The sequence below is a fragment of the Amycolatopsis sp. NPDC089917 genome (genome assembly GCF_040684635.1).
Taxonomy (GTDB): Bacteria; Actinomycetota; Actinomycetes; order Mycobacteriales; family Pseudonocardiaceae; genus Amycolatopsis.
In genome coordinates this window covers 15,802-42,386 of the sequence record NZ_JBFBGL010000067.1, presented here as the reverse complement: position 1 = coordinate 42,386, position 26,585 = coordinate 15,802, and the positions used below count along the sequence as shown (strand labels likewise).

The 26,585-nt window shown below is 68.4% G+C and carries 29 protein-coding genes, 1 tRNA gene and 1 pseudogene; 26 read left to right on the top strand and 5 right to left on the bottom strand.

Annotated features, from left to right (window positions below):
• Positions 1-201: 201 nt before the first annotated feature.
• From AB0N89_RS34020 to AB0N89_RS34010, 3 genes are all read left to right on the top strand, one after another.
• Positions 202-1,149 (top strand): hypothetical protein, encoded by a 948-nt coding sequence (locus AB0N89_RS34020; protein ID WP_364213430.1) that lies wholly within the window; start codon positions 202-204, stop codon positions 1,147-1,149.
• A 101-nt stretch (positions 1,150-1,250) separates the two neighbouring features.
• Positions 1,251-1,592, top strand: coding sequence for a hypothetical protein (locus tag AB0N89_RS34015; protein WP_364213427.1), 342 nt, complete (start codon positions 1,251-1,253; stop codon positions 1,590-1,592).
• A 412-nt stretch (positions 1,593-2,004) separates the two neighbouring features.
• Positions 2,005-2,250, top strand: a complete 246-nt coding sequence (locus AB0N89_RS34010; RefSeq protein ID WP_364213424.1) for a hypothetical protein — start codon at positions 2,005-2,007, stop codon at positions 2,248-2,250.
• A gap of 146 nt (positions 2,251-2,396) precedes the next feature.
• Here AB0N89_RS34010 and AB0N89_RS34005 read toward each other — a convergent pair whose 3' ends face one another.
• Positions 2,397-4,352 (bottom strand): acetoacetate--CoA ligase, encoded by a 1,956-nt coding sequence (locus tag AB0N89_RS34005; RefSeq protein WP_364213421.1) that lies wholly within the window; start codon positions 4,350-4,352, stop codon positions 2,397-2,399.
• A gap of 130 nt (positions 4,353-4,482) precedes the next feature.
• Here AB0N89_RS34005 and AB0N89_RS34000 point away from each other — a divergent pair, with 130 nt between their 5' ends.
• The 3 genes from AB0N89_RS34000 (at position 4,483) to AB0N89_RS33990 (ending at position 7,844) form a co-directional block, all read left to right on the top strand.
• On the top strand, positions 4,483-5,469 hold the full coding sequence (locus AB0N89_RS34000) for an LLM class flavin-dependent oxidoreductase (protein WP_364213418.1): 987 nt from the start codon (positions 4,483-4,485) through the stop codon (positions 5,467-5,469).
• A gap of 93 nt (positions 5,470-5,562) precedes the next feature.
• Positions 5,563-6,264: a response regulator transcription factor gene (locus tag AB0N89_RS33995; RefSeq protein WP_364213415.1), complete on the top strand. Its 702-nt coding sequence runs from the start codon at positions 5,563-5,565 to the stop codon at positions 6,262-6,264.
• A complete protein-coding gene (locus tag AB0N89_RS33990) occupies positions 6,261-7,844 on the top strand; it encodes an ATP-binding protein (protein WP_364213412.1) in 1,584 nt (527 codons plus the stop codon). The genes AB0N89_RS33995 and AB0N89_RS33990 overlap by 4 nt, the downstream gene beginning before the upstream one ends.
• A 12-nt stretch (positions 7,845-7,856) precedes the next feature.
• On the opposite strand, the gene AB0N89_RS33985 is transcribed toward AB0N89_RS33990, so the two are convergent.
• Complete coding sequence (locus AB0N89_RS33985) at positions 7,857-8,273, bottom strand: hypothetical protein (protein WP_364213409.1); 417 nt, start codon at positions 8,271-8,273, stop codon at positions 7,857-7,859.
• A gap of 588 nt (positions 8,274-8,861) precedes the next feature.
• Between AB0N89_RS33985 and AB0N89_RS33980 the strand changes: the two are divergent.
• The 4 genes and pseudogenes from AB0N89_RS33980 to AB0N89_RS33965 form a co-directional block, all read left to right on the top strand.
• Positions 8,862-9,194, top strand: a pseudogene (locus AB0N89_RS33980) (response regulator); the annotation flags it as partial.
• A gap of 121 nt (positions 9,195-9,315) precedes the next feature.
• Positions 9,316-9,579: a hypothetical protein gene (locus tag AB0N89_RS33975; protein ID WP_364213436.1), complete on the top strand. Its 264-nt coding sequence runs from the start codon at positions 9,316-9,318 to the stop codon at positions 9,577-9,579.
• Between the two features lie 125 nt (positions 9,580-9,704).
• Positions 9,705-10,100, top strand: a complete 396-nt coding sequence (locus AB0N89_RS33970) for a GNAT family N-acetyltransferase (RefSeq protein ID WP_364213433.1) — start codon at positions 9,705-9,707, stop codon at positions 10,098-10,100.
• Positions 10,101-10,237: 137 nt separating this feature from the next.
• Complete coding sequence (locus AB0N89_RS33965; RefSeq protein ID WP_364213406.1) at positions 10,238-12,166, top strand: enoyl-CoA hydratase; 1,929 nt, start codon at positions 10,238-10,240, stop codon at positions 12,164-12,166.
• A 27-nt stretch (positions 12,167-12,193) separates the two neighbouring features.
• Here the strand turns inward: AB0N89_RS33965 and AB0N89_RS33960 are convergent, their stop codons facing one another.
• Positions 12,194-12,742, bottom strand: coding sequence for a hypothetical protein (locus AB0N89_RS33960; protein ID WP_364213403.1), 549 nt, complete (start codon positions 12,740-12,742; stop codon positions 12,194-12,196).
• A gap of 385 nt (positions 12,743-13,127) precedes the next feature.
• On the opposite strand from AB0N89_RS33960, the gene AB0N89_RS33955 reads away from it, so the two are divergent.
• The 14 genes from AB0N89_RS33955 to AB0N89_RS33890 all read left to right on the top strand — a co-directional run bounded on the left by AB0N89_RS33955 (position 13,128) and on the right by AB0N89_RS33890 (position 25,155).
• Entirely contained in the window at positions 13,128-14,207 is a 1,080-nt protein-coding gene (locus AB0N89_RS33955; RefSeq protein WP_364213400.1) for a serine hydrolase domain-containing protein, read from the top strand.
• 113 nt (positions 14,208-14,320) lie between these two features.
• Positions 14,321-15,241 (top strand): hypothetical protein, encoded by a 921-nt coding sequence (locus tag AB0N89_RS33950; RefSeq protein ID WP_364213397.1) that lies wholly within the window; start codon positions 14,321-14,323, stop codon positions 15,239-15,241.
• The gene (locus AB0N89_RS33945) at positions 15,226-15,591 is read left to right on the top strand and encodes a helix-turn-helix domain-containing protein (protein WP_364213395.1); all 366 of its coding nucleotides are present in this window, start codon (positions 15,226-15,228) and stop codon (positions 15,589-15,591) included. Before AB0N89_RS33950 ends, AB0N89_RS33945 begins: the two co-directional genes overlap by 16 nt.
• Positions 15,592-16,032: 441 nt before the next feature.
• The gene (locus tag AB0N89_RS33940; protein WP_364213390.1) at positions 16,033-16,962 is read left to right on the top strand and encodes an NlpC/P60 family protein; all 930 of its coding nucleotides are present in this window, start codon (positions 16,033-16,035) and stop codon (positions 16,960-16,962) included.
• 52 nt (positions 16,963-17,014) lie between these two features.
• Positions 17,015-17,212, top strand: coding sequence for a hypothetical protein (locus AB0N89_RS33935; RefSeq protein WP_364213387.1), 198 nt, complete (start codon positions 17,015-17,017; stop codon positions 17,210-17,212).
• A 122-nt stretch (positions 17,213-17,334) separates the two neighbouring features.
• The gene (locus AB0N89_RS33930) at positions 17,335-17,643 is read left to right on the top strand and encodes a hypothetical protein (protein WP_364213384.1); all 309 of its coding nucleotides are present in this window, start codon (positions 17,335-17,337) and stop codon (positions 17,641-17,643) included.
• A 163-nt stretch (positions 17,644-17,806) separates the two neighbouring features.
• Positions 17,807-19,294 (top strand): amidase, encoded by a 1,488-nt coding sequence (locus AB0N89_RS33925; protein WP_364213381.1) that lies wholly within the window; start codon positions 17,807-17,809, stop codon positions 19,292-19,294.
• A gap of 32 nt (positions 19,295-19,326) precedes the next feature.
• Positions 19,327-20,313: a zinc-binding dehydrogenase gene (locus AB0N89_RS33920; protein WP_364213378.1), complete on the top strand. Its 987-nt coding sequence runs from the start codon at positions 19,327-19,329 to the stop codon at positions 20,311-20,313.
• A gap of 680 nt (positions 20,314-20,993) precedes the next feature.
• Entirely contained in the window at positions 20,994-21,290 is a 297-nt protein-coding gene (locus tag AB0N89_RS33915; RefSeq protein ID WP_364213375.1) for a hypothetical protein, read from the top strand.
• Positions 21,290-22,030: a hypothetical protein gene (locus tag AB0N89_RS33910; protein WP_364213372.1), complete on the top strand. Its 741-nt coding sequence runs from the start codon at positions 21,290-21,292 to the stop codon at positions 22,028-22,030. Before AB0N89_RS33915 ends, AB0N89_RS33910 begins: the two co-directional genes overlap by 1 nt.
• Positions 22,031-22,395: 365 nt before the next feature.
• A complete protein-coding gene (locus AB0N89_RS33905) occupies positions 22,396-22,536 on the top strand; it encodes a hypothetical protein (protein WP_364213369.1) in 141 nt (46 codons plus the stop codon).
• Between the two features lie 405 nt (positions 22,537-22,941).
• Positions 22,942-24,153 carry a helix-turn-helix transcriptional regulator gene (locus AB0N89_RS33900; RefSeq protein WP_364213366.1) on the top strand — a complete coding sequence of 404 codons (1,212 nt, stop codon included), beginning with the start codon at positions 22,942-22,944 and terminating at the stop codon, positions 24,151-24,153.
• A gap of 463 nt (positions 24,154-24,616) precedes the next feature.
• The gene (locus AB0N89_RS33895; RefSeq protein ID WP_364213362.1) at positions 24,617-24,940 is read left to right on the top strand and encodes a hypothetical protein; all 324 of its coding nucleotides are present in this window, start codon (positions 24,617-24,619) and stop codon (positions 24,938-24,940) included.
• Positions 24,937-25,155, top strand: a complete 219-nt coding sequence (locus AB0N89_RS33890) for a hypothetical protein (protein ID WP_364213359.1) — start codon at positions 24,937-24,939, stop codon at positions 25,153-25,155. Before AB0N89_RS33895 ends, AB0N89_RS33890 begins: the two co-directional genes overlap by 4 nt.
• A gap of 463 nt (positions 25,156-25,618) precedes the next feature.
• Here the strand turns inward: AB0N89_RS33890 and AB0N89_RS33885 are convergent, their stop codons facing one another.
• Positions 25,619-25,843, bottom strand: a complete 225-nt coding sequence (locus AB0N89_RS33885) for a hypothetical protein (protein ID WP_364213356.1) — start codon at positions 25,841-25,843, stop codon at positions 25,619-25,621.
• 42 nt (positions 25,844-25,885) lie between these two features.
• Here AB0N89_RS33885 and AB0N89_RS33880 point away from each other — a divergent pair, with 42 nt between their 5' ends.
• Entirely contained in the window at positions 25,886-26,140 is a 255-nt protein-coding gene (locus AB0N89_RS33880; protein ID WP_364213353.1) for a hypothetical protein, read from the top strand.
• Position 26,141: 1 nt separating this feature from the next.
• Here AB0N89_RS33880 and AB0N89_RS33875 read toward each other — a convergent pair.
• Positions 26,142-26,214, bottom strand: a tRNA-Asn gene (locus AB0N89_RS33875).
• 163 nt (positions 26,215-26,377) lie between these two features.
• Here AB0N89_RS33875 and AB0N89_RS33870 point away from each other — a divergent pair.
• On the top strand, positions 26,378-26,557 hold the full coding sequence (locus AB0N89_RS33870) for a hypothetical protein (protein WP_007031230.1): 180 nt from the start codon (positions 26,378-26,380) through the stop codon (positions 26,555-26,557).
• Positions 26,558-26,585 lie beyond the last annotated feature (28 nt).

The following is a 26,585-nucleotide window of genomic DNA, read 5'->3' as shown; positions in this document are numbered from 1 at the left end:
GCATCGGGTGTCCCGAAAGTGGCTTTCGCGACACCCGAGGCCGACGCACGGGCGAGCGACACAACACGCCACATTGGCCTTGCCCCTCAATAAGTCCCTATTCGGTTACCGCCCGCCGGGGTAGAAAGGACATAGGGGAAGGGACGCAATCAAAGGCGAGGTGCAACCGTGCTCGAAGTCGAACTCGACATCTTCTCAGGGATGCCTAATCCGACCTGGACTCTCTCGGGAAGAGAGGAACAGGAACTGATCGACAGAATCGTGGCGGACCCGGCACAGGTGTCGCCCGCGGTCACTCCCGACGAACAGTTCAGCCTCGGCTACCGGGGTCTGCTCGTCCGGGTGGCCAAGACGGACGACGGACCGTGGAACGAACGCGCGTCCGCCTGGGGAACCCGGCTTCCGGCCGAATTCCGGATCGGCAGCAGACCCGCGGCGGAACCGGCCGCCGACTGGCTCCTGCGGACGTCGGAGGCCTATCCGGACGCCGGAGTCGACGACGAATTGCGCGAGGTCGCGTCGAACGGGGTCGCCTTGCTGCAATCGTCCTTCGACGCGGTGAATCCCACCGGATTCGTCAGCCGCCACGCGGACGGCACCGCTCTTTCCGATCTCGAAGGCGAGGGAGCGCATTCGCCCAACGAACCGGGCGAGGTGCACACCGAGGGCGCGACGTGGTGGGACTGCAATTCCAACTTCTTCAGTGCGAACGCGGACCTGTTCAACCGGCCCGAAAACGTCGGCCGGAACAACTGTTACTGCTTCGCCAGCAACCATCTGGCGGGCGTGCGGTTCGCGCTGCCGGGGAGGCGGGGCGGACGGCCCGCGACCTCCATCACCTGTGGCGGCGTGACCAACGGTCTCTACGCCGACGGCTGGAAGGACGGCTGCCAGACCAACGGTCTCACGATCGTGCTGGTGATCTGGCCGAACCGCGACTACCACTTCTACCGGCTCGTCACCGACGCGCCGTACTGGTGGTGGGGCCACAAACCGGGCGGGACGCCCGCCAAGTACACCGACGACTGCGGCCACAGTATTTACCAGTACAACGGCCGGGGCTACGCTCCCAACAACTGCTGTCGGGGGAACTACACCGACTTCTGCGGTTACTTCTACCAAAACAACAGCACAGCCCTCGTCGCCTAGGAGCAGCCATCATCGTCTGTTCGGGTCTCCGGTGGGTCCTCCTGGCGCTCGTCCTCTGTGCGTGCGGCACGGCTCCGACGACGTCAGGAGGGAACACCACCGTGGCCGACAACGTCTCCGTCGAACTCGACATCTTCTCGGGGATGCCGAACCCGGCATGGACCCTGCGGAACGCCGAAGCCGCCGAATTCCAGCGCAGGCTCGAATCGTTGCCGCGGGCCTCCGACGGCCGGATCGCCAACGATCTCGGCTATCGCGGCTTCGTCACGCACGCGGGCGCGACGACCGCGCACGTCCAGCGCGGGACCGTGCGGGTCGGCAGGGACGGCGAAACCGACTTCCGCACCGACTCCGGCCGCGAACTCGAGCGCTGGCTGTTGCAGTCGGGGAAACCTTTCGTCGATCCTGGAACCTTCGCTCTCGCGGAGCGCGAGTTCGGCTAGCGCTGCCGGGCGGGGCGTCGCCGCGATCTTCATGCCCGCCACTGCGATTCCACAACATTCCCACAGGAGCGCCGACCTAACTTCCTCCAAGTCTCAACCACTTCGGAGGAAACATGATCGCGATACGCAGCAGACGCGGCACCGGCTTCGCGGCCGGTCCGCCGAGCCGCCGGGTACTGGTCAGAGCACTGGCGGGGGTGGCCATGGCCGCCCTTGTCCGGAACGGCGCACAGCGCTGGCGCCGCGGTCGCGGCCTCGGCAAGGTTGAATCACCGGTCAGGCAAGGGCCGACCGCATCGCTCGACAGCGATTCGTAAATGGCGTCACGAATTTCGCATGGATGCCGATCCTCCCAAAGGAGATCCGAAAAATGCTTCGTATTCGTCTTCGTCCTGTCCTCATTCCTTTGGCCATGGCGGTCACCGCCGCGGCCCTCACGGCGACCGTGCCCGCGACCGCGACCGCATCGACCGGAACCGGTCCGGAGATTCAGCGGGGCTGCGCGTCCTTGGCCGCCAACGGGCCCGGCAAAGCGAAGATCAAGAACATCTGTACCCACCGGATCAACGCCACCGTCGAGGTCGACGGGTTCAACCCCGACTGCATCTCGATCAACGCGGGCAAGACCGGAACCATCCGTCCCGATCCACAGCCGTGAGCCGGGCCGGGGGCGCGTCGGAGCCCCCGGCCCGGCCGCGGGCGAACCCGGCTCAGGTGTCCGCCTGAAGGCCTTCTGGATCGGGCCGCACAGGCATGGGCGGCGCGGAGATCGGCGGTCCGGAAAGCGTCGCACCCAAGCGCGGGTCAGTGCCCCGGGAAACGGTCCGCCGCGAACCGCGCGTACCAGCGCAGCGCGTCCGGATCGTCGACGGAGGCCAGGTTCGCCGCGCGTTCGAGTTTCTTGCCCGCCAGCAGTTTCTTGATCGGGACTTCGAGGCGTTTGCCGCTCAAGGTGTGCGGCACGGCGGGCGCCTCGACGATCTCGTCCGGGACGTGCCGGGGTGTCAGACGCGACCGCAGGGTGGTGACGATCTTCCGTTCGAGCGCGTCGTCGAGGTCGTGTCCGGGTGCCGGGACCACGAACAGCCCCAGCCAGTACTCGTCGTCGGGCAGGTCGATCCCGATGACCAGGGTCTCGGTGATCTCCTCCATGGCCTCCAGCACGTCGTAGAAGTCGCCGCTGCCCAGCCGCACGCCCTGACGGTTGAGCGTCGAGTCCGACCGGCCGTGGATCGAGACGCTGCCGTCGGAATGCATCGTCACCCAGTCGCCATGTCGCCAAACACCGGGCCAGGTGTCGAAATAGGACTCCGTGTACCGGACGGCGCCGGGGTCGTTCCACAGCGACACCGGCATCGACGGCATCGGCTGGGTGATCACGAGGTCACCGACCTCGTCGACCACCGGCTCGCCTCTCTCGTCCCAGGCCGCGCAGTCGACTCCGGCCAGCCGCCCGCCGACGCGGCCCACCCGGACCGGGGCGTACTCGTTGGCGCCGACGAACGAACCGGAGATGTCGGTACCGCCGCTGGTCGAGTCGATCCGCAGGTCGGGGCTGACGTGGTCGCTCACCCAGTGGTAGCCGGCCGGGGGCAGCGCCGAGCCGCTGACCATCACGTGCCGCAATCCGCTCAGGTCGTGCTGTTCCCGGGGCGAGACCCCGGTTTTCGCCGTGGCGGTGATGACCGCGGCCCCGAGCAGCATGAGATCCGTCCGGGTGCGGGCCACGACCTCCCAGACCGCGCCCGGCGGATGGTGGGGACCGCCGTCGTAGAGCGTGATCGCCGCGCCCTGGGTGAGCGCGCCCAGCTGCATGTTCCACAACGCCCAGCCGGTCGAGGTGTAAGTGAACATCCGTTCACCGGCCCGCAGCCCGCAATACAGCCCGGACCATTTCAGCCCTTCCAGCGTGATTCCGCCGTGCCCGTGCACCAGCCCCTTGGGCAGCCCCGTGGTGCCGGAGGTGAACAGCACCCACAGCGGATGGGAGAACTCGACCTGCTCGAACACGAGCGGTTCCTCGTGTGCCAGCAGTTCGTCCCACGGTGTCGAACCTTCGGGATGCGGACGGTCGAACGCATACGGGACGTGGACGACGTGACGCAGCGTCGGAAGCTCCTCGCGCAGCCGCGTGACGACGTCGGCGCGGTCGATCTTCTTCCCGTTCCAGTGGTAGCCGTCGGCCGCGATGAGCACGCAGGGCTCCAGCTGGGCGAGACGGCTGATCGTGCCGTCGGCGCCGAAGTCCGGAGAACAGCACGCCCACACCGCGCCGACGGCCGCGGTGGCGAGACAGGCGATCACCGCGTGCTCGGTGTTGGGCAGAGAGGCGCCGACCCGGTCACCGGGCCGCACCCCCGCCCGCCGCAACCAGCCCGCCGCGGCCGCCACCGACCGGCGCAGGGCGCCGAAGGTGATCTCGCGTGCGGGCAGGCCTCCTTCTTGGACACACACGAGCGCCGTGGCGTCCTCTGCGCCCTTGCGCAACGCGTGCTGGGCCCAGTTCAGATGCGCCCCGGTGAACCAGCGGGTGTGCGGCATGGGGTCGGCGGTGCGCACCCGCGTCCACGGCTCGGCGAAGTCGACGCCGTAGTAGTCGACGACGGAGAGCCAGAACCGGTCCAGCTCCTCCACCGACCAGATCCAGAACGCGTCGTGATCGGGGAACGATCGCCCCTCGCGCCCCTCCAGCCAGTTCAGATAGGCCCGCAGCGCGGACTTCTCGACGCGGTCCGCCGCAGGGCTCCACAGCACGTCCATGGAGGGAACATAGAGAGGGTTCGCGCCACCCGTCGGCGCTGTTGTCCGGGATTTGAGATTCGCGTGTGATCACGTTGAGGCGGTCTGGGCACGATCAGCGTGACGACGACGTCTCGAGGAGGCCGGACGCATGAAGCTCGCTCTCTACCTGCCCAACTTCCGCGACGAGGTGACCGTCAAGGAGCTCGAAGATCTCACGGCCCTCGCCGAAGACCTCGACTTCGACTCCGTCTGGACACTCGACCGGGTCATCGTCCCGGAGACCTCCGACCGCGCCGAAATGACGTACCCGTTCGGCATGATGTCCGACCTGCCCAACGCGCTGCCGGTGGTCTCGCGCGGCAAATGGTTCCAGGGCATGACGCTGATCCCCTGGCTCGCCGCGAAGACCACGAAGGTCCGGATCGGGATGAGCATCATCGACACGCCGTACCGCTCCCCCGGTGTGCTGGCGGCCGAGCTCGCCACCCAGGACCACCTGTCGGGCGGCAGGCTCAACGTCGGCATCGGCTCGGGATGGATGCCCGAGGAGTTCGCCGCCGCCAGCGTCCCGCAGCTGTTCCCGCGCCGCCACGCCCACGTCCGCGAGACAATCGAGATCATGCAGGGCATCTGGTCCAACGACCTGTTCGAGTACCACGGCGAGTTCGCGGACTTCCCGCTGTCGGGCTTCGGCCACAAGCCGGTCCAGCAGCCCCCGCCGATCTTCTTCTCCGGGCTGAAGGATCCGAAGCGGTCGGCCAAGCGCATCGCGAAGTACGGCCTGCAGGGCTGGATCGGCATCCAGGACACCCCCGAGGACATCAAGCGCTGGAAGGGCGAGATGGAGCGCGAGCTGGGCGAGCTCGGCCGCGGTTTCCCGGACGGCTTCGAGATGTGCAGCATGATCTGGTTCGTCATCACCGACGAGCCGATGGACCAGACCCCGGCGGGCAAGGGCACGAACCTGCTGGCGGGCAGCGCCCGGCAGATCGAGGACATCCTCAAGCGCTACAAGGAAGCCGGGTTGACGATGCCGCTGCTGTGGCCGCCGTTCCGGGACGTGCCGACGTCCAAGACCCTCGACGACCTCAAGCGGCTGACCGAGGAGATCATGCCGAAGGTCGAGGCCGCCTGAGCGGGAGTCGCCGATCTGGCCGCTGCGCCGCAGGTGAGGCACCATGGGTGTCGGCCGCGACGCGGAGGCCGGACGTCGGTGAAGGAGCTCGCGATGGAAGCGCAGGCGACGCTCGCCGGCGGTCGTGAGGCCGCCGGAGGGCTGGTCCTCGTCGTCGACGACGACCCCCGGGTGCGGACGGTCGTGACGTGGCAGCTGGAGGCCGAAGGGTTCCGGGTCACCGAAGCGGCCGACGGGCGGCGCGCCCTCGAAACCATCGAACGCGAACGGCTGGACCTCGTCATCCTGGACCTCGCCCTGCCCGGGGTCGGCGGGCTCGACGTGCTGCGGAGCCTGCGCGGCGGCGAGCACGCCACGCTGCCGGTGATCGTGCTGTCCGGCCGCAGCGGCGAGACCGACCGGATCGTCGGACTCGACCTCGGCGCCGACGACTACCTCGTCAAACCGTTCTCCCCCGGCGAACTGGCGGCGCGCGTCCGGTCGGTGCTGCGCCGGGCCGCTCCCGCCCCGGTGGTGACCGCGACCGGTCTCCGGATCGACCACGGCGCGCGCGAAGTGTTCCTCGACGGCCAGGAGCTCACCATGACGGCCAAGGAGTTCGACCTGCTGGCGTTCCTGGCTGCGCATCCGCGGCAGGTGTTCACCCGCGCCCAGTTGCTCGAACGGGTCTGGGCGAGCGCCGCCGAGTGGCAGGGCGAAGCGACCGTGACCGAACACGTCCATCGCTTGCGCCAGAAGATCGGACCGGGGCCGGTACGGACCGTCCGCGGCGTCGGATACCGGTTCGAACCGTGACCACGTCCGAAGCCGTCTCCGACACCGAAGCGCTGCTGCGGGCGCAGTCCGACGTCCTCGAACGCATCGCGGGCGGCGCGCCGCTGACAGCGGTGCTGACGGAGGTCGCGAGCACCCTCGAACGGCTCATGCCGGGCTGCCACTGCTCGATCCTGCTGCTCGACGTCGGATCGGCGACGTTGCGCCACGGCGCCGCGCCCTCGCTGCCGCCGGCCTACTCGTCGAGCATCGACGGCCTCCCCATCGGCCGCGACGCCGGGTCCTGCGGCGCGGCCGCGTACCTGGGGGTGCCGGTCGTCGCCGAGGACGTCACCACCGACCCGCGCTGGGTCCGCTACCGCCACCTCGCGGGCGCGCACAGCCTGCGGTCGTGCTGGTCGACGCCGATCCGCGGACGGGACAACGTGGTCGGCACCTTCGCGGTGTACCACGAGCAGCCGCATCAGCCGACGCCTCGCGAACAGGATCTGGTCGATCGGCTCACCCACCTGGCGTCGGTGGCCATCGACCACGACATCCTGTTCGGCGCGCTCGCCGACAGCGAGGAGCGGTTCCGGCGGGCCTTCGACGACAACGCGATCGGCATGGCGATCACCGAACCCGACGGGGCGGTGACCAGGACCAACCAGGCGCTGCGGCAGCTGCTCGGCCGTTCGGAACACGAACTGACCGGGGTCCGGCTCACCGAGCTGTTCACCACGGCGGGCCCGCCGGAGGCGCCCTACGAGGCGATGCTGCGCCATCCGGACGGCAGGACGCTCGACGTGGTCGTCTCGGTCTCGCCGGTGGCCGGGCCCGACGGCAGGCCGGTCCGGCTGATCGCCAACGTCCTGGACGTCACCCAGCGCCGCGCCGCCGAACGGGAACGCCGGGGCCGCCACGAGGCGGATGTCGCGCGTCAGGCCGCCGAGCAGGCGAGCCGCGCCAAGACCGACTTCGTCGCGGCCCTCGGCCACGAACTCCGCACGCCCTTGCAGGCCATCACCGGGTTCACCGAACTGCTCGGGTCTCTCGACCTGCCGCCGGAACGCCGCCGGGCGGCGCTGGAACACATCAACGGCGCGGCCGGGCACATCCTCGCCATGGTGGACGACGTCCTGGACATCGCCCGGATCGAGGCCCGCGCCCTGCCGCTGCTCCCGGCGGACATCGACCTGCCCACGGTGGTGGCGGAGGTGCTGAACCTGCTGGAACCTCTGGCCGACGCCGAGGGAGTCGGTTTCCGCGACGAGAGCGAACCGATCATGGTGCGCTGCGACGAGCGCAGGCTCAAGCAGATCCTGCTCAACCTCACGGGGAACGCCGTCCGCTACAACCGCCCGGACGGCATCGTCACGATCACCACGCGCGCCGGAACGGACGCGGTGACCATCACCATCGCCGACACCGGCCGCGGCATCACGCCGGAGAACCTCGGCCGCCTGTTCACCCCGTTCGACCGGCTCGGCGCCGATTCCGGTCAAGGCATCGGCCTCGGCCTGCCGCTCGCGAAGGGACTCGTCGAGGCCATGGGAGGCAGGCTCGCGGTCACCAGCACGCTCGACGAGGGCACGACGGTCGAGGTGACACTGCCGCGGTGAGCGGGCTCCGGATCAGAGCCAGTCCGCCTCGATACCGCGCGCACGCAACATCTTCAGCGCCTCTTCGTTGCCCGTGTAGAGCAGCGTCATCGACTTAAGGTGGGGAAAGTGCGCCAGGTCGGCGAACTCGTCGACGTCGAACAGGCTGTCCTCGCCGTCCCAGTTCGGCGCGATCTCGAGGTAGATCTCGTTGCCACCGTCCATCTCGATCTCGGTGATCTTCTCCGCGAGCTCGACAGGAACTTCGAGCGCCTCGAAGTAGGCCAGGGCCTCGGGCACCGCCTCGACGCCGCCGTCGTCGTAGGTGAAGCCCTGCTCGGCGGCGTACTCCCGCAGGCTGAACCTCGGGAGGAGGTCCTGGTTGTACATCAGCTCCTGGACGACGGCGATCTTGAAGTTGGGGTCGGTGAACGGGATCGACTGGCTCATGCCCGGAACCCTATAGACGGTCCGGCCCTCCGGAAGCCGGAACGGGAAAGAGGTATCCAGCGCCGCGGCGTCCCGCCCTTCCCCCGGTGACCGTGCCCTTCGGCGCGGCAGCACGAGGGAGGACCACCATGCCGGACGATCACGCCGCCAGCCCGGCGCGGTCCCCGCTTCCTCGCAATCCCGGACGCCCGATGATCGTGCTTCGCCCACCGAAGTGCGAGTGTGAATGCACGGTCGGGAAATGCGGCTTTCCGGTAACGATATCGGGCGGATCACGGTAATGCGATCACCGCGAGTTTTTCAACGAACGGAACCAATCCAGTACGATGAACGGGCGCGAACGGATATGTCGAGTGCCGGTTCCCGGCCCGGCGGGAACCGAATGAAGTCGAACCCATCGGATCATCCCTCCCCGAGGGGAACTTGACAACACAACAGCGTGCGGACTTCCACGTGTCCGGCGCGGCGCGTTCGGAATGTGTATCGCCGATCCGCCGTCCGGCCCAAATCCGGCCTCCTCGCGTGGCGGCTTTTCTCCCGTGTCACCCGATTGCTGGTCCTCACTCGCGAGGAGAAGCGGGAAGATCCATGCCGGACCGCGACGAAAGAGGATTCGACGAACAAATGAGTACCGACGTCGCCGCGGCGGTCGGTTTGACGGATCGCCCGAGCGAGCGACCCTGTTCTCGGCGAATGCGGGCGCCGCACGGCCCGGGGCCACACCGGGCGCCCGTCGATACCCCAAGGGGAACCATGAACCGCGTCACCATGCTCGTAGTAGACGATCAACCCCTCATCAGATACGCGCTCAGCAGGCTGCTGCGCGATTCGGCGGGGGTGGAGGCGGTGGCCGAAGCCGCGAGCGAGCCGGAAGCGTTGTGGCAGTGCGAAAAGCGTCATCCCGACATGGTCATCACGGAACTGTCGATCTGGGGCGAACCCGCCGGGACCGCGATCTGCAGGTTCGCAGCCGGACGCCTCCGCAGTCTGTGCGAGTACCACCGACGCACTTTCCCAAGACACTGGAGGAAACATGAACCGGATGCGGACACTCGCACTGGCGGTCGTCACAGCGGGAGCCGGCCTCGGCGCGATCGCGGGTCCCGCGATCGCCTCGCCGTCCACCGACGGCACGCCCATCGTCACCGCGGAAGACGGCACCACGCTGGTCTCCCAGCAGACCGGCGAAATGGGCGCCTTCAGCGCGACCGTCACCAACCGCAACGGCAAGTACATCGGCCACGGCAACAAGGTCTGCGGTTCCATCGAGGGCCTCGACGTCGCGTGCGTGAAGATCAAGAAGTAGCCGCGTCCAGCGCGGTGGCGGACCGCGGGTCCGCCACCGCGATCCCTTCGCGTGAGCGGTGGCCGATAGCGTTCGGCGGAACCCCGTGCGGGCTTTTCCCGGAGCAGATGCAATACGGTCGGGCGATGACCGTATCGCTGCAGCCCCTTTCCCGTGAGAACGTCCGCGCGGTGTGCGAGCTGCGTCTGGCCGAAGATCAACGCCATCTGGTCGCACCGGCCGCCTTCACCGTCGCCGAGGGCAATTACGAACCGGGCGCCGTCCTGCGGGCCATCCACCTCGACGACCTGCCGGTCGGCGTCCTGCTCGTCGAAGTCGAGACCGGCACTCCGCACCTGGTCCGGTTCATGGTCGACGCGGACCACCAGGGCCGCGGCATCGGCGGCCGTGCCGTCGAACTGATGGTGGACGAACTGCGCGCCGCCGGCTGGGAATCGCTGGAGACCAGCGTCGTGCCGGTCGCGGGCGGCGCCGAGGGTTTCTGGCGCCGGTGCGGTTTCCAGAGCACCGACCGCACCTAGTTCGATGAACCGGTGTTCGTCCGCCGGCTCACCTGATCTTCGGACTCGACCATTCTGGCACCCCGAGGCTAAAATTCGTATGGCGATAGCTGTATTCCGCCATGCGGATAAGTCCGAAGACGTCTTCGGGAGGCAAGATGGCAGGCTCGCTCGACGGCATCACGGTGGTCGAGGTCGGCGTTTTCCTGGCGGCGCCGTTCGCCACCGCCCAGCTGGCCGATCTCGGCGCCAGAGTGATCAAGGTCGAGTCGCGCGAGGCACGCGACCCCGTCCGCGCCACCGGCCCCTTCGTCGGCGGGGTGAGCAGCACTTTTCTCCGTCTCAACCGGAACAAGGAAGCCGTCGAGCTGAACCTGAAGTCCGAGGAGGGCCGGGCGGCGTTCCTCCGGCTGGCCGCCGCCGCGGACGTGGTGGTGGAGAACCTCCGCCCCGGCGCGATGCGACGACTGGGCCTCGGCCCCGACGAACTGCTGGCCGCGAATCCCGGTCTGGTCTACGCGTCGGCCTCGGGCTGGGGGCAGGACGGCCCGCTGGCCGATCAGCCCGGGCTGGACATCATGGCGCAGGCCCGGTCCGGGCTGATGTCGGTGACCGGTGAGCCCGGGGCCGGACCGGCGAAGGTCGGCGTGCCGATCTGCGATCTGACCTGCGGGCTGTACGTCGCACTGGCGGTGACCGCGGCGCTGCGCCACCGCGACCGCACCGGCGAGGGCCAGCACGTGGACGTTTCCCTGCTGGAATCCGGGGTTTCGCTGGCGGTCTGGGAGGCCGGGCAGTACTTCGCCACCGGCGAGCCGGGGGAACGGCACGGCACCGCGCATCAGTCGCAGGCGCCGTATCAGGCTGTCGAGACGGCCGATGGCTGGATCACCGTCGGCGCGATCACGCCGAACACCTGGGCCGCGTTCACCAAGGCGCTCGGCAGGGAGGACCTGTACGACGATCCACGCTACGAAAGCAGCACCTCGCGGCTCGAACTGCGCGGCGAGCTGATCCCGGACATCGAGCGCACCACCCGGGAGCGCACCACCGCCGAGCTGGTCACGACGCTGGTCGCGGCCGGAGTGCCGTGCGCGCCGATCTCGGATCACACCGAGGTGTTCACCGACGAACACCTGAACCATCGCGGATTCTTCTGGGACACCGCGCATCCCGACGCCGGACAGGTGCGCCAGCTCGGCTCGCCCATGCGTTTCTCCCGCACCCCCACCCGCCGGGAGACCGCCGGACCCGATTTCGGCGAACACACCGAGAAGGTGCTCGCCGAGTTCGCGCCGAAGCCCGTCTCCGGCCCCGGTGACGATCTGCTCGTCGACCTCGACGACGACGTGCTGACCGTGACGTTCAACCGGCCCGATTCGCGCAACGCGCTCACTTTCGCCATGTACGAGGGGCTGCACGCGGCCTGCGAACGGGCCGACGCCGATCCGGACGTCCGGATGCTCGTGTTGCGGGGCGGCGGGGACAAGGCGTTCGTCGCGGGCACGGACATCGGGCAGTTCGCCGGGTTCCGCACGGGACAGGACGGCGTCGACTACGAGGCCTCGATCGCGCGAGTGGTCGACAGGCTGGAAGCGGTCCGGAAACCGACGGTGGCCGTGGTGCGCGGCGCCTGCACGGGTGGCGGCCTTGCCCTCGCGGCGGCGTGCGACCTGCGGGTCGCGGACACCAGCGCCCGCTTCGGCGTGCCGATCGCCAGAACGCTCGGGAACTGCTTGTCCGCCAACACGATCTCCCTGCTGATAGGGCACGTGGGCCCGGGCGCGACACTGGACCTGCTGCTGCGCGGGCGTCTGCTGGACGCCACCACCGCCGAAAGCGCGGGCCTGCTCACCGAACTCGTGCCGCCGGAGGAACTGGACGACGCGGTCGACCGCGTGCTCGCCGATCTCCGGCGAGGCGCGCCGCTGACCCAGTGGGCCGCCAAGGAGATCGCCCGCCGGATGCGGCGGCGGCTTCTGGTACCGGACGAGGACGTCGTCTCCGCGGTGTTCGGCAGCGAGGACTTCGCCGTCGGCGTGCGCTCGTTCCTGGCCAAGGAGAAACCGGACTGGACAGGCCGCTGAGAATGCCGGTTCGGACGAACACGACCTCTACGCCCGGCTCACCCCCTGAGCCGCCGCGAGAGAACCGTCGGGCCGAGGGATCCGCCGGGCCCGTGACAGCAGCGCGATCTCGCGGGTGACGCTCATCGCGAGCGCCATCAGCAGGAAGAACGCGCCCACGCCGTCGGGGCTGCCGTCCAGCCGGTCGAGGAGCCGGCCGAACGAGACGGCGAACGACGGGGAATGCTCCAGCGCGGCGATGAACGCGATCCGCCCCACCAGCACGAACAGCCAGATGGCCAGGTAGACGGCGCCGCCACGGGTGTACAGGCGGCCGTTCCGGTGCGGATCCCGGTACAGGGTCATGGCGCGGTTGAGGCACAACCCGAAGAAGACGCCGATCGCCACCCCGGCCGCGGCGATGCCGGGATCCCCGGAGGCGTATCGATGTGAGCCCAGACCGAGGACGAGGTAGCCCATCACGACAGAGGTCACGAAGGGCATCGCGGCCAGGAAGAGGTTGTGCGGGCGCACGCCGATCTGGGTGATCAGCACGATGATCAGGAAGATCGCGCCGACTATCAGGGCGTCGGTCATGGAGTTCTCCGTCCGTCAGTTTTATAGCACGGTCATGCTACATCAGAAATAGCACAGTTGTGCTACAAAAGCGGCGAAGCGAGCCCGAGCAGGGGACAGACGGCTGGCACGGTGCTCCACCGCCAGAGTGAGCGCTAGCTGTTCGTGACTTGAGTGGCAGCCGAATCAGCGCACCGCAGAGGGGTAGAAGGACGCCCTGAACGGATCATTCCGGTATGGGGTGTTCTGCTCTGTTCGAGTGGTTGTGATTTTCGGGTACTGCGGGTGGTGATCACCGAACGCTAGCGTCGGCTGGGTCCGGCGGCGAACCGCCGCCTGGGGAGAGCCTTCGGGCACAAGGGGAGATTTTCTTATCATGCAAAGAAAATTGTTGCGGACTTCGACGATGATCCGACTCGTGGCCGCGTTCACCGCGGCCGGGTTGATCGCCACCACGGGCACCGCGCACGCCGGCACCGACACCGACCGCGAGGTCGTGCAGGAGGCGCTGGACCAGATCGTCGCGAGCGGAGGGGCGCTCGGCGCGCAGGTCAGGGTGACCGACGGTCACCAACGATTCTCCGCACGCTCCGGCAAGGCGGAACTGAATTCGAACCGCCCGGTCCCGGAAAACGGCCGGTTCCGCGTCGGCAGCATCACCAAGACGTTCGTGTCGACGGTACTGCTCCAGCTCCAAGGCGAAGGCAAGTTCGCGCTCGACGCGCCGGTCGTCCGCTATCTGCCCGGCCTGATCGACAGCCGCATCACGGTACGCCAGGTCATGCAGCACACCAGCGGTCTCTACGACTACACCAAAGCGCTGCCGCTCGACCCCGACGAGTTCGAGCAGATCCGCTACAAGCACTGGACGCCCCAGGAAATGCTCAAGATCTCCACCGACCGGCCGCTCGACTTCGATCCCGGCACCCGGTGGAGCTATTCCAACACCAACTACGTGGTCGCGGGCCTGCTGGTGGAGAAGCTGACCGGCAAGCCGTACGGGAAAGCGGTCGAACAGCGGATCCTGAAGCCGTTGCACCTCGACGGCACCGAGGTGCCCGGTGACAACCCTGACATCCGGGGTCCGCACGCCCATGGCTACGTGACCGTGGCGGGCAAGCCGAACGACATCACCCGCATCAACCCGTCGGTCGCGTGGGCCGCCGGCGAGATCATCTCCACGACCCGCGACCTCGACACGTTCGGTGTGGCGCTGGCCGAAGGCAAGCTGCTCAAGCCCGCGCAACAGCGGGAAATCACCAAGACCACCGCCGTCAGCCCCGAATACGGCCTCGGCCTGCAGGTGCAGCCCCTGCCGTGCGGCACCAAGGTGTGGGGCCACGGCGGCGGCATCCCCGGCTACTCCTCGCAGCTGCTGACCACGCCGGACACCACCAAACGGCTGGAGCTTTCGATCACGAGCGCACCGACCGAGGGCGATCCCAACCCGGCGTTCGTCAAGCTGCTCAACGCGGTTTTCTGCTGATATAGAAACAACGAAGCGCGCCACCGGCTTTCGCTTCTCCAGCCGCTGTCAACCGGCGAAAGACGGTGGCGCGCCGGAAACCTTCGTCGCAGACTGTCGCGGCGAGGTGAGCCATGACCGAGACCGACGAGTTCGCCGAGGCGCTGCGGGCCGGGCCGTTCTGCCGCGCGCTGTCGATGGCGGCGCAGGCCCGCGGCCTCAGCCTCCGGCAGTTGCACTACCGCCTCAGTGCCCGGGGCACTTCGGTGAGCACGATGACGCTGAGTCATTGGCAGAGCGGCCGAAGCGTCCCGGAACGGGAGGAATCGCTTCGGGCGGTGGAAATCCTGGAAGAGGTACTCGCGGTGCAGGCCGGCTCCCTGCGACGGCTGATCGGTTCCCCACGCCCGCGAGGTCGCGGGGTGCGTTCCGCGACGTCGCTTCACCGTCGGTGCCGGGCGTGGGGACATCCGGCTTTTCTGCCGCCACTGCTGGAAGAATTCCGGGACAGCCTGGTGGACCCGGTCCGCAAGATCGAACTGCACGAGACGTTCCATGTTCGACCGGACCGGCAGACCGGCCGCCTCGTGGTGCGGGAGCTCGTCGAAGCGAGACAGGACCGCACACGCACGATGATCTTCGCGGCCAGAAGCAAGCCGGGCGTTCCGCCGCCGCTGGTGGTCGACGGCGACGGTTGCCGTCCCGGCACGGTGCTCACCCTCGACGAAGAGGGCTTCTCGCTGACGGAATTGTTGCTGGACAAGACTTTGCGGCGCGGCGAGCGGCTGGCCATCGGCTTCGTCCAGGAGTACCCGCGGCCTTTCGTCGCCGAAAACCATCACCGGCGGATCGCGGAATCCGTGGGGCATTACCACTGTGAGGTCGTCTTCGCCCCGGGAGCGGAGCCGGTCGCGTGCCGGACTTGGCGGACCCGCACGCCCGAAAACCGGACCACCGGGTGGATCACTGTGCGCCCCGACGCCACGCGCACCGTCCACGTGTCGCGGCGGAACGCGGCTCCCGGAGTCCACGGCCTGCAATGGAGCTGGGAATAGCGTTATGGTCGTGCACGCCAGTGATGCCGCACCGACGGGTCCCCCGGAGACAGCCATCTGCTGCGCCTGGTCATCCGCAGGCTGAGCCCGGCGCGATTCGACGAGGTCACTTTTCGGATCAAGGTCCACTCGCATATCGCCCCGATGGGCGTCACCTCGGCACCACCCCGATGGCCTACCTGCGAAAAGCCCGGATGGACTGCGCGCATCGTGACCTGCTCGCCGCCTCCCCTCCTCACGACACCGTCGCCGCCATCGCCGCGCGGTGGGGTTTCTCCAACCCCGGCAGACTCGCCGCCGCTCACCGCGCAGCCTTCGGGCACCCGCCCAGCCATACCCTCCACCGATGACCGGGCCGTCGAAGCATGTGCGCCAGCGGCCGGGGTCCGGAGCCAGTGGCGCACGGACAGCGTGCTCGCCCACCCAGTGAGGTCACCAGCCACGATCCGCATCCGCACAGGACAGATGGCGTGACGGCCGTCCGCCCCGCGCCTCGTACAGCGGCATCTCCTCCCAGCGTATGCGGCGTGAACACGGACAACTATCTCCTTAGTACTAAAAGTAATAGTAGACAGCCGGGGCGGCGTGACCTTACTGTGACCGCCAGGCCTTCGGGGAGGCCGACCACGCCGCACATTCGCACGACAGGAGATCCAGTACCCGTGACACCGCACCGGCGTCGCTCCCTCCGGCACCCTCTCGCCGCAACCGCCGCACTCATGGTTCTCGGCATAGGCGCGCTTCCCGCCGGCGCGCAACCCGCGCCACCACCCTCGGGGAGCCAAGATCCGATGCAGCGCTACCAGGAGCTCGGCTCACAGGCCGCGAAGGCCGACGAGGATCTACGTGAATCGGAAGACCGGCTCAAGACCCGCGAGGCCGACCGGGACAACGCGAATGCCGCCCTGGGCAAGGCGAACAGCGATCTCACGGAGGCACAGGACGCCATCACGCGATTCCGCCCGCAGGTCGAGACGATCGCCCGCTCGGCGCTGGCGGGTGAGCGACTCAACACCGGCATGGCGCTCCTGGACAGCACCAGCAGACAGGATTTCCTCGACCGCTCGTCCGCGCTCGCGCTCCTGGCCGACCACAAGTCCCGGGCACTCGACGGTCTTCGCGACGCTTTGAACAAGGCCCAGTCAGCGCGAGCCTCCGCGGCGGACGCACAGGAAATGGCGCGACTGGCGGCCGACGACGCGTCCTGGGCACTGGACCAGGTGCGCACTCGCAAGAAAGATCTGGACACCCAGATCAAGAAGGTTCGCGAAGCGCTGGGTGAGCTTCCCTCGTCGGACAAGGCGAAACTCGGCAAGGTCCAGGACAAGGGCTCCTACCTCGGCCCGCCCGGCGCCGCCAACGACGCGCTGCAAGCGGCATTGTCCAAACGGGGCTCGCGCTACGAATGGGGTGCCACCGGGCCGAGCGAATTCGACTGCTCCGGCTTGACCTCCTGGGCGTACAAACAGGCGGGCATCTCACTCCCCCGCACCAGCCGCCAGCAGTACACCGTCGGCAAGCCCGTCCCGCTCGACCAGCTCGTCCCCGGCGACCTCGTCTTCTACGACGACGGGACCGGAAACCCCGGCGCCATCCATCACGTCGGCATGTACGCCGGCCCGGGCAAAATGGTCGACGCGCCCACCGAAGGTCAGCTGGTCGACGTCCGATCGGTCAAGGGAGACGGGCACCTGATGGGCGCCCGGCGCATCGTCGGGTAGCCGGAGGCACGGCATCGCGACAGTCTACTATCGTGGATAGTAGGAGGTGTTCGTGGTGGTTCTCAGTGCCGTCGAGACCGTCGTCCTCGCAGACGGCTCCGGGCGCGCCGGTGTCTTCACGTTGATCGGCATCGTCGTCGGCCTCGCTGTCGTGCTGACGCTCATCGGGATCGCCCAGGCCCGCGATCCGAAGCGTCGTCCCCCAGCCGGAAACGACGAACGACGTCGAACGTCCCGGCCGCGCCGCTGACCTTGTCCACCTCGCCGACCGTGGGGAACTGGGAGCCGGTGCCCGCCCTGCTCGGCACCTGGCACTTCCGCGCGGTTCGCACGACCAGGCGCCGGGCAGGACAGGCCACGCGTGCGTGTGGCGTGTCAGCTCCGCAGGTGGCCGCGGCCTTCAGCGCGTTTCCCCTCTCCCGGCCGACCTCCTTGCTGGGCACTCCCTGTCTGGTCGAGGAGTGGGGTCTACCGGAACCGCTGGTGCCGCTCTCCGGAGACGGCCACTACTGGATCGCGCTCGACTACCGCGACCGCGGCCGGACCGGCGGGCCCGCGGTGACCTGGTTCGACGCCGAATTCGAGACGGAACTCGCTCTCGCCGACGACTCCCGGTCGTTCGCCGAAGGCCTTACCGACCCGCGTTCCTTTCCCGATTCCGATTCCCGCCAGACCTTTTGAACCCCGATCACGTCTGTCGGCAGCACAACCGCGGAACGGCCGACGACACCCGCCGCCAAGGCACGAGCGGAGTTCGTCGCGCAAGAACGTTCGCATCACAGACGCCGCCGCTTGCCCGGATCTGTGTTTTATGCCCCCGCCCAGGTGCCTATACGGTCGCTTCATGGAGTGGAATTTTGCGACGGCCCAAGAACTTTCGGCCGCCTTGCGCGCCGGTGAAGTGACGTCGGCGGAGCTGACCGACGACGCGATCGCCCGTATCGAGCGGGAAGACGAAGCGATCAACGCGATCTGCGTGCCGGACTTCGACCGTGCGCGGGCCGCCGCGCGCGATGCCGACCAGGCGCGCGCCCGCGGCGAGGACCGGCCGCTGCTCGGGATTCCGGTGACGGTCAAGGAGTGCTACGACGTCGCCGGGCTCCCGACGACCTGGGGCATGCCGCAGCACCGGGACTTCATGCCCGCCGAGGACGCGGTGCAGGTGTCGCGGCTCAAGGCCGCCGGCGCGGTGGTGCTCGGCAAGACCAACGTTCCCTTGGGGCTGCAGGACATCCAGAGTTTCAACGGGATATACGGCACCACCGGCAACCCGTGGGATCGCAGCCGCACTTCGGGCGGGTCCTCCGGCGGATCGGCGGCGGCACTGGCGTCCGGGTTCGGCGCGTTGTCCATCGGCTCCGACCTCGCCGGCTCGCTGCGCACCCCCGCGCACTTCTGCGGCGTCTACGCGCACAAGCCGACCCTCGGGCTGGTGGCGAGCCGCGGCATGGTCCCGCCGACCACTCCCGCCCTGCCGGTCGATCTCGACCTCGCCGTCGCCGGTCCGATGGCACGCACCGCCCGCGACCTCGCGCTCCTGCTCGACGTCATGGCCGGGCCGGATCCGCTGACGCACGGCGTGGCGTACGACCTGAACCTGCCGCCCGCGCGCCACAGCCGGCTGAGCGACTTCCGGGTCCTGGTCCTCGACGACCATCCGTTCATTCCGACCGGGTCCGCCGTGCGCGCGGGCGTCGACCGGGTGGCCGGGGCGCTGGCCGAAGGCGGCGCCCGCGTCGAACGGCACAGCCCGCTCCTGCCCGACTTGGCCGAATCCGCGACGCTCTACACGCAGTTCCTGTTTTCGAGCACCGTCGCGCGCTTCCCCGTCGAGGACCTCGAGCGACTGCGGACCCGCGCCGCCGAGCTGAGCGCGGACGACCAGAGTCTCGACGCGGCGCGGCTGCGCGGCATGGTGCTCAGCCACCTCGACTGGATCGAGGCGAACGGCCGCCGCGAACTCCACCGTCACGGCTGGCGGCGGTTCTTCGCCGAGTTCGACGCCGTGGTGTGCCCCATCACGCCCACTCCGGCGTTCCCGCACGACCACAACCCGGATCCGTTGCAGCGCAGGCTCGACATCGACGGCGTCGGGTACCCGTATTTCGACCAGCTCGTCTGGGCCGGTCTGGCCACCATGCCCGGCCTGCCCTCCACCGCCGTGCCGACGGGCCTGTCCCCCGAGGGGCTGCCGGTGGGAGTGCAGCTGATCGGTCCGATGTTCGAGGACCGCACCCCGCTGCGGCTGGCCGAACTGCTCGAACAGAGGATCGGCGGTTTCCAGGCCCCGAGGCAGAACGCGGCACCGGCTGCCGGTCGATCATCATATTGACAATTTACGATATGTAGATCCAAGATCGAGGCATGCCGACTTCGATGCGCGCGGTGGAACTCGTCCGCTTCGGTGACGCGGACACCTCGTTCGCCCTCCGTGAGCTGCCGAGACCCGCTCCCGGTCCCGGACAGCTGCTGGTGCGCGTGCTGGCGACGTCCGTGAACCCGCTCGACCTGCAGACCCGCCGCGGCGACTACCGCGACCAGGTGGCGCTGCCCGCGGTGATCGGCAACGACGTGTCCGGCGTGGTGGTCGAAGCGGGTCCCGGGGCGGACGACTTCCAGCCGGGCGACGAGGTCTGGTATCTCGCGCCGATCTTCGCCGGGCAGGGGACCTACGCCGAGTTCCACGTGGTCGACCAGGCCCTGGTCGCGCGCAAGCCCGCGCGGTTGTCGCACGTCGAGGCCGCCGGTCTCGCGCTCGTGGGCGTGACGGTCTGGGAGGCGCTGGCCGAACGTGCCGGGGTGCGGGCCGGGGAACGGGTCCTGGTGCACGGCGGCGCGGGCGGCGTCGGCTCGGTCGCCGTCCAGATCGCCGTCGCACTGGGAGCCGAAGTGGTGACCACCGCGCGGGCCAGGGATCACGAGTTCGTCACCGGGCTGGGAGCCGACGTCGCGATCGACTTCTCGGCCGGCGACTACGCGCCGCGGGTCCGCGAGCTGGGCGGGGCGGACGTCGTTCTGGACACGGTCGGCGGGGACACCCTCTCCCGCAGCCCGGAGGTCCTCGCCGGCCAAGGCCGCGTGGTGTCCATTGTGGACACGCCTGAACCCCAGAACCTGCTCGCCGCGTGGGGTGTGAACGCGACCTACCACTTCCTCTTCGTCAGCCCCGGCCGGGCGAAGCTCGAAGCCCTCGGCCGCCTGGTCGAGCAGGACGAGGTCCGGCCGGTGATCGGCGCCGTGCTGCCGCTGGACGAAGTCGCGCAGGCGCACGCACTCCTGGAGGGCGGCACCGGCCGCGGACGCCCACGCGGCAAGATCGCCATCGCCGTGCCTCCGCAGGACGAAACCTGAGCAAGGGTTCCAGGTCACCCAGGACCCGGCGTTCACCGATGGGTGCCCACGGACGTCCACGTGATCTTCGTGGACGCTTCTGCGATACGGCTGACCTGCGGGAATTCGGAAGACCGCCGTCTGATGTCCACGAGTGGACCCGAGCCGGTCGGCAGCGGGTCATTCTGGTTCTCGTCAGGAAAGGACATCCATCCGCACCGGAGGGGAGGCACCGTGATCACCGATGTCGTACCGTGGGGGCCTCGTGGTCTGTCTCGTTCCGTGCCGATGACTGCCCGTGTCGTGTCTTCTCCGCCCGTGAGTGGGGGTGGCGAGGTCCTGAGGCCCTTCTGCGTGGTTGCGGTGGAGCACAGGAATCGGCGGTCTAGCTGGAACTAGCCCGCGCACTCAGGCGAGGCCTCGAGCGTAATTCCGCTCGGGGCCTTCGTCGTGTCCACGGGGCCTTCACCGGGCACGTATAGACATCGTTTAAGCCGCCAGTCTTCTCATGTGCGTGCCCGTGCGGGACGATTTCCTGGTTCCGGTCCCATCCCGGGACGTCGCCGACAGGGCCGTGGTTCCAGCCACGACAGCCCGACCGGCGAACGCTCGTAAATCCGCAACCACGAAACGCACCACCCTCGCCCGCCCCTTCTCCAACTCGGGGCGGGCAGGCGCGTTTCTCGCAGAAGGGCAACGACATGACGTTGAAAGCGGTGAGACCGTCCTCCGGGGGCGGCACCGTCCCGGCCGCGGTCAGACTGACCTGGCCGGAGGCCTTCATCATCACGCTGGCCGTCGGCCTGACCATCTTCCTCAACGTGCACGACAGCACCCCGATCCTCGCGGCCGCGGGCATCGCCGCGGGCGTGATGGTCGTGTTCGTCGCCGTCCTCGCGGTCCCGCGCGGCATCGGCGAGATCGTGAAGAACCTGCGGTTCCTGCGCTCGGCGGCCGACGAACTGGCCCGCCTGCACCGCGAGCAGGAGGGCCGGTAATGACCATGACCATCCCCGGCAAGCAGGAACTCGTCTTCGAAGCGGTCGACGCGGCCGGGTTCCGGGCCCTGATGGGCCGGATCCTCGACACCTCGCCGCTGAGCTGCGGCCAGATCTCCATCAAGACGGGCATGCCGCGCTCCACCGCCTACAGCCTGCCCGACACCAAACGACCCGGTCTTCCGAGCAACCCCGACCAGGTCGAGGCCTTCGTCAAAGCCTGTGGCCTGACCCCCACGCAGGTCGATCTGGTGATGGACCTGTGGCAGAAGCTGCACCAGGAGGCGGAGAACATCCGCGCCGTCAGCGAGAAGGCCGTCAGCACGACGCCGGCACCGTCGGTGAGCGAGACGGACAAGGCACTGTTTCGTCAGCTGAGCTTGAACACCGGTGTCCAGTTCACAGCGGAGCGCATTCGTTCCTCGTGCGGCGAGGACGAGCCCCGAGGTCCTCGTCCGATCGACTGGGCGAGTCTCGGCGTCACACCGCCGTACCCGCGCAGGAACACCAGCTGGACCGAGCTGCTGCACTACGTCCTGGGTCACCCGGACCGCACCCGGCACGCGGTCATGCTGCTGATCCCGGTCACGCTGCTGCTGCTCGGCATCGTGTGCGCGCTGGTGTTCCTCGCGGTCAAGATGCCCACCGCCACGCCACTGGTCGTGGCCGGGCTGCTCTCCCCGCTCCTGCTCGCCCTCCGCAAGGCCGGCCGGAAGCCTAAGAAGAAGACCGACGGCTAAACCCCTGTGAAAGTCGAGGGGCCCCGGCAGCCGATGCGCTGCCGGGGCCCCTCGACGTCCAGCTGATCGCGGTGAAACCTGTCCAGCCCCTAACCTACCCGTGGGACAAGCCCGAGGTCACGGCCGTCGAGCTGGCCCGCGGCTCGGCGGACTATCTGGCGTGGGCCGAAGAGTCGACCCGACCTCGCTAAGCCTCCAGCCGTGCGAGCAGATCGGCGATGGCCGGAGTGGAGCGGTGGCGGCCGAGGCGGCGCGCCACCGTGTCAATCCGGCGTGCTGGACGAACCGACGTGACACCGGCAGCTAGGTCGGCCGCGTGCCTCAGCGTCGCCGCGGCCTGCTCGACCTACGTGTGGCGGAAGACCGTGAGCGACGTGCTGAACGAGGCCGGCCTGTCATCGACGGCGATCGAACGGCACTACAGGAACCCCCGGAAGGCGAACCTGGAGACGGCCGTCGCGCTGGAGTCGATGATGACAGAGGAAGAATTCGATGGTGAGGGCTGAGAATTTCTGATGGGTTTGTGATGGATCCGGGTTGTCCGTCCTTGGGCACGAAGAAGCCCAGGCCCCGTGGCCTGGGCTTGAGCTCCCTCGCTTGGACTCGAACCAAGAACCCTCCGGGTAACTGGCTCCGACGAAGTCGGTTGTCTCACTGTGCCACCTCATGTCATCTCGTGTCTTCTAGCTGCAAGGACGACTACCCCGCCCCTGAGCGTCGTGTTACCTCATGTCTGCCCATTTGTGGACGGTTTGTGGACACCTGCGCGGGCTCGACCTCGCATAGGTAAAGACCGCACGATCTCGTCGGCAAGTACACTGACTCTCGTACCTCTTCGCAGAGGATCGCCCCCGGGTAGCTCCCGGGGGCACGCGAAGAGGTCGACTCTGCGAATGAGGGTGGTCTCTTTGGTGCCCGACGATTTGAACGAGAACGAGTTCGGTGCTCGGATCCTCGAACTCCGCAGCTGGCGAGGACTCACCATCCGCACGGCCGCCGATTTGGCCGGCATCAGCTTCGGCTACTGGGCGCAGATCGAGCGCGGTGACAAGGTCGTCAACAACCGGCAGAAGCTGGAAGCCATCTCCTACGCCCTGAAAGTCTCGCCGACCGAGCTGACGCGGAAACCTCATGGGTCGGTCGACCCGGAGACGGCGGCTGCGCAGGCCGGGCTGACCGCGCTGAGCGACGTCCTGCTCGGCTACCGAATCGGTGAGGTGCCCGACGTGGTCCCACGCGAGTGGGAAGAGATCGTCGCCGAGTCTGTTCGTCTCCATCTGGAGTTGCGCCCGGCGTGCAAGTACGCCGAGGAGGTCGAGCTACTCCCTCGGCTGCTGCAGGAACTGCTTGTCCTGTCTGCACGCGGGCCGCATCGTCACGACGCACTGATCCACCTCATCCAGGCCTATGACGTGGCCACGTCCCTGTCGGGGAGGCTCGGTGACGCGGGCCTGCCGATCGTCGCGATCGAGCGGATGCACGCCGCGGCCGCCGAACTGGGTGATCCGCAGTGGGTCTCGGCGGTGGACTGGGTGCGGGCGCAGACACTGTCCGGCACGGACCGGCCCCGGCAGTATCAGCTCGCGGTGGCGGTCGCCGATGGTGCCCCGCGTGAGCGGCCGGAGATTTTCGGCATGGCGCACCTGACCGCCGCGATGGCGGCTGCCGCCCAGGGGCAGGCGGATACCGCGCGGATGCACCTCGCCGAGTCGGGTGAGATCGCCGAACTGATCGAGCCCGACGTCAGTCCTTGGCCGCTGTCGATGTTGGTCTACGGCCGGACGAACGTGGGGATCTGGAAGGTCAGCATCGGCGTGGAGCTGGGTGACGGGCCGAAGGTCGCCGAGACGGCGCGCGGCCTCGACGTGACCCCGATCAGCGTGTCCAGGCAGGTGGCGTTCTGGACGGAGATGGGCCGCGGCCTGATCCCAGAGCGGAAGACCCGGCGTGCTGGGATCGAGGCGTTCAAGCGCGCCGACGGGCTCGCCGTTCAGCAGCTGCGGAACAACCTGCTCGCACGCGAAGCGGTCCGTGACCAGCTGCGCCACGCCCAGCACGATGACGCGGACGGGCGGGACATCCGGTATCTGGCGTGGCGGATGGGGCTTGCCCCAACCGGGTGACGTGAGGGCCTTGTGTACTTCCAGCACACAAGCAGAGGTTGATCACTCTTAGCTTCGTTCCCGTGACAAATCGGGGATGGCGCAGAGAGCGGGTCCTGAACCTGCTGGATCCGAACGGCACAGCCGTCGATCGGGTCGTCGGCCTGGCCAGAAATCAGAATCGCGTCGAGGGTCGCCGGTGACGGCCGTGCTCGCGATGACCGATGAGGACTACGCGCCGTGCTACTGCACGGGCCAGGTCCTCGGCGGTCAGGCGCACGACCTTCTTAAGGCCGAGTTTGGCGACGGGTCGATCCAATGGTTCATCCCCCGGTGCCAGGAAGCCGCGGCCGAACCGCGCCGTATTCCCCGGTCGGAAGTGAGCGCCGCGGTTCCCCCGCGCGCCCACTCTTGCGACGCGTGCGCCTCACGGCGACGCCGCGACACGATCATCCGCCACCCACTGATCTGGAGGCGATAGCCCATGACGGACTCTGCGTTCGGTGCGTCGCGGCCGCCGATCCCCGGCGTGCTCCAGAACGGTGGGCAGCGCGTCGTCCAGGCCGGCGCCGTGTACCTGCCGATGTTGCTCGGTCACGGTCACGGTGACGGGCTCGTGCACTGGATGTACGGGCCGAAGGTGCGGATCGGCCGGGCCGAACTGTGGTGCAAGAACAGGAACACCGGCCAGCCGCCGCTCGAATCGTCGGCCGAGGGCATGAGCCCTCACCTCGGGTTCGCGCCGCCGTGCCAGGACTGTGCCGTCCTGGCGCCACTGCCCACGAAAGCCCCGGAGCCGGAGTCATGACCGCCGCGACCGAGCGCCCGAGCTACCCGCATTCGCAGCTCGCCGACTCGAAGGTGATCAAGGGCTGGCCCAAGGACTACAAGGAGATCCGTACCTGCCTCGCCTGCGGGAAGGTCTACCTGAAACCGTGCGCCGCGTACACCTGCGAGCAGGGACACCTGAACAGGTCCGCCGAAACGCGCCGCCGGAAACATCTGACCGCGAGAAAGCAATGACCGACTCCCGACGCCGGGCCCCTCTCACCCGCGTGGCGTCGGGCCGCCTGGTCGGCGTCGCTCTTCCCCTGCTCGCTGGCCAGGTCTCAAACCCCCGTCGCTCGGCTGAGACGACGGGAAGTCCCGCATCGGCTACTGGTCTAGGGGCCGGTGCGGGCGCCGGGGGCGGGTCCTAGCCGCCCGCCCCCGGCTTCCAACCCCCGTCGCCTTAGCGGAGCGACGGGTGCCGGGGGCGGCAGGGATACGTGCCCCGGCAAACCCGTCACGGGCTGGGGCTTTTACTCCCGTGACGGGCGCCGGGGGCAGGGAGTCAGCACCCTGCCCCCGGCAACCCTCAGCCCCGGCCGTGCCTACCATCCGGCCGACACAGAGAGGCCCCCGCGCTCAACCACCAAACGGTGGGAGCGCGGGGCCTCTCTGTGTCGGCCGCCGACACGACCAGTCGGCAGCCGGTCCGAACGAACTACGGCACGACCGTGGCCTGATACCTGGACCCGGTCTCCGACGCGAAGTAGCAGGTCTCGCCGCCGCCGTGCGACCAGGCATCCGGGTCCCGTTTGGACTGCCACTCTTCCCGGTCACCCGAGATCGACGACCGGTCCACCCACTGCGCGGGCTCGTTGGTAAGCGCGGGCCGATCTTCCCTGCGTTCGGCGCAGAGTGGCTTGACCCCCGCGACGATGATCAACCGGATTCAGGAGGCCTTCACAGCGGTCGGGTCACCTCACACGTGTTCCGGAAGACGGTCGCGACGATCCTCGACGAGGCCGACCTGCCGACGACGCAGATCGCCGGTCAGCTCGACAACACGGTCGTGGTGGTCGAAAAGCACTACCGGAAGAAGCGGGTCGCAAACGCGCAGACGGCGGAGGCGATGGAAGGGCTGGACTGGCTAAGCCGTCGTCGTGAAAGTGGACGGTTCGTGGACACCTCGGTGCGAGAGCCCGGGAAAAGTAAAAGCCCAGGCCGCGTGGCCTGGGCTTGAGCTCCCCCGCTTGGACTCGAACCAAGAACCCTCCGGTTAACAGCCGAATGCTCTGCCAGTTGAGCTACAGGGGATTGTGCTCCGTACCAGCCGGATCGCTCCGACCGATGAGAGAACTTTAGCCCATGCCCTCCGATGCCCGCGCACCCACCCCCCACTTTCGGCGTCGCCTCGTCAAGCTCGCGTTTTGAGGGACAATGGCAGTCGGAGCAAGATCGAACGGAGGCGTGGACTCGGATGAAGATGTTCCTGCTGGGTGCGGCCGCGGGCTACGTACTGGGCGCGAAGGCCGGCCGGGGACGGTACGAGCAGATCGTGCGGACCTACCGCAAGATCGCTGACCACCCCATGGTGCAGGGCGCCGCCGGGGTCGCTCGCGCCAAGGTCGGCGAGAGGTTCGGACGGCCTCAGCGCTGATCCCGCTCGCGACACGTCGAAAGGGCCC